The sequence below is a fragment of the Okeania sp. SIO2B9 genome (genome assembly GCF_010672505.1).
Classification (GTDB): domain Bacteria; phylum Cyanobacteriota; class Cyanobacteriia; order Cyanobacteriales; family Microcoleaceae; genus Okeania; species Okeania hirsuta.
This window is the reverse complement of sequence record NZ_JAAHGK010001307.1, coordinates 1-2,078: the sequence shown is the minus strand read 5'-3', so window position 1 is coordinate 2,078 and position 2,078 is coordinate 1. Positions and strand designations below refer to the sequence as shown.

Sequence of the window (2,078 nt, the reverse complement as noted above, 5' to 3'; positions counted from 1 at the left end):
TAAAAGCTTTGCTCAACAAAATTGTACACTGATTTATTCTAGATCAAATAAATAACTTTATACGAATGCCAAGATTAAAATCTCTAAATATTTCCCCCTACTTTGATGTTATAGTAGTAGGTTCGGGTGCAGCAGGACTTTATGCTGCACTTTGTTTACCTACTCATCTTAGAGTTGGTTTAGTTACTAAGGATGTCATAAATATGGGATCGAGTAACTGCGCTCAGGGAGGTATTGCTGCTGCTGTAGATCCATCAGATCATCCATTCTTACACTTAGAAGATACCCTCAAAGCAGGTGTGGGTTTATGTGAAAAAGAAGCGGTAAAATTCATGGTTGAGAATGCAGGTGAAGCGATCGCTCATCTAGTAGAAATGGGTGTTGCTTTTGACCGCAAAGGAGAAAAACTGGCAATGACTTTAGAAGCTGCCCACTCATATCCTCGCGTACTTCATTCCGCAGATACTACAGGTCGAGCTATTATTGATACACTGACAGCAAAAGTGTTGGAACGTCAAAACATTCAAGTTATTTCTCAGGCAGTAGCATTAAATTTATGGCTAACACCACAAAAAAATCGCGTCCAAGGTATTAGTCTTCTCCATCAAAGTAAAATTCAGTGGTTAAAATCTTCTGTAGTTGTGCTGGCAACGGGTGGAGGGGGTCAAATATTTGCTCAAACAACTAACCCGGAAGTGAGTACAGGGGATGGAGTAGCAATAGCTTGGCGTGCGGGAGCTGTGTTACGAGATTTGGAATTTTTCCAATTTCATCCTACTGCTTTAACTAAACCAGGCGCTCCTCATTTTCTGATTAGTGAAGCTGTGCGGGGGGAAGGAGCGCATCTAATTGACGATCGTGGAAACCGCTTTGCCTTTGAATATCATCCTGCTGGAGAGTTGGCACCAAGAGATGTTGTCAGTAGAGCTATTTTTCATCACTTGCAAAAAACTGCAGATGATCCCACCCAAGCTCATGTTTATTTAGATTTGCGACCTATTGCTCCCGACCGCATTCGTTATCGCTTCCCCAATATTATCAATGTCTGCAAACAATGGGGTATTGATGTTTTTCAAGAACCTATTCCGGTTGCTCCTGCTGCTCATTATTGGATGGGTGGAATTGCTTGTAACTTAATGAGTAAAACCTCAATTCGTGGACTCTATGCCATCGGAGAAACGGCAAGTACGGGAGTTCATGGAGCAAATCGTTTAGCTAGTAATTCTTTGTTGGAATGTTTAGTGTTTGCTTCTCAACTATCTCGCATTGAAATTCAGCCAAATTTAGTTGCGCCTAATTCTGAGGTGTCGCAGGTAGACTTTAATTGGAGTGGGGATATGGAAAAGATAGAATTGATTCGGCAAATGCTACCGAGTTTAATGTGGGAAAGTGCGGGTATCTCTCGTGAAAGAGAGTTGTTAGATAGATCCCTACATAAAATTAATAATTGGCGAGAAAGTTTGGCAGGTTTGGATATAGTTCAATTTTTAGCAAATCTATTGCCTAACCAGATGATAGAGTTAAACTCGACTGATGCTGAACAACAGTTGCGGATGGTTGCAGAAACGCTCAATCTTTTGGATCTAGGTTATTTAATTCTCAAAAGTGCTGCATGGCGAATTGAAAGTAGAGGTGGACATTATCGTAGCGATTATCCTCAAACTTCTGACCGTTGGAACGTACATACTTTGGTGCAGGGCGATCGCTTGTGGAAATCGCCCATGGGAATTAATTCTGAAGAGTTAAAAATCAAAAGTATGGCAGTTGAGGCATAATATGATCTCAGGTTAACTACTGAATTATCATCATAAATAAACCTTTGATCAAACACCTGCAGGGAAGCTCTATTTAACTTCTCTGCATTCTTTTTCAAATCTATGTCTAAAAATCTTAGAGACTGTTTGTAAAAAAAAGCTAAAGATAGCCATGAAGAGGTATTTAAGGTAGGAAATTGAAGAAGGAGACAGGAGACAGGAGACAGGAGACAGGAGGAAAATTACATGGGGATTCGCTCCCCCAAGTAATGCGTGAACACCCCCGTTGACGGTGGGGTATTAAACCCACAAAGAAAATGATAA

Annotated in this window: 1 protein-coding gene; it reads left to right on the top strand. The window is 40.7% G+C overall.

The window, feature by feature from the left end; translation table 11 throughout:
• Positions 1-65: 65 nt before the first annotated feature.
• Positions 66-1,775 carry an L-aspartate oxidase gene (gene nadB, locus F6K13_RS30140; RefSeq protein ID WP_287239491.1) on the top strand — a complete coding sequence of 570 codons (1,710 nt, stop codon included), beginning with the start codon at positions 66-68 and terminating at the stop codon, positions 1,773-1,775.
• Positions 1,776-2,078: the final 303 nt, after the last annotated feature.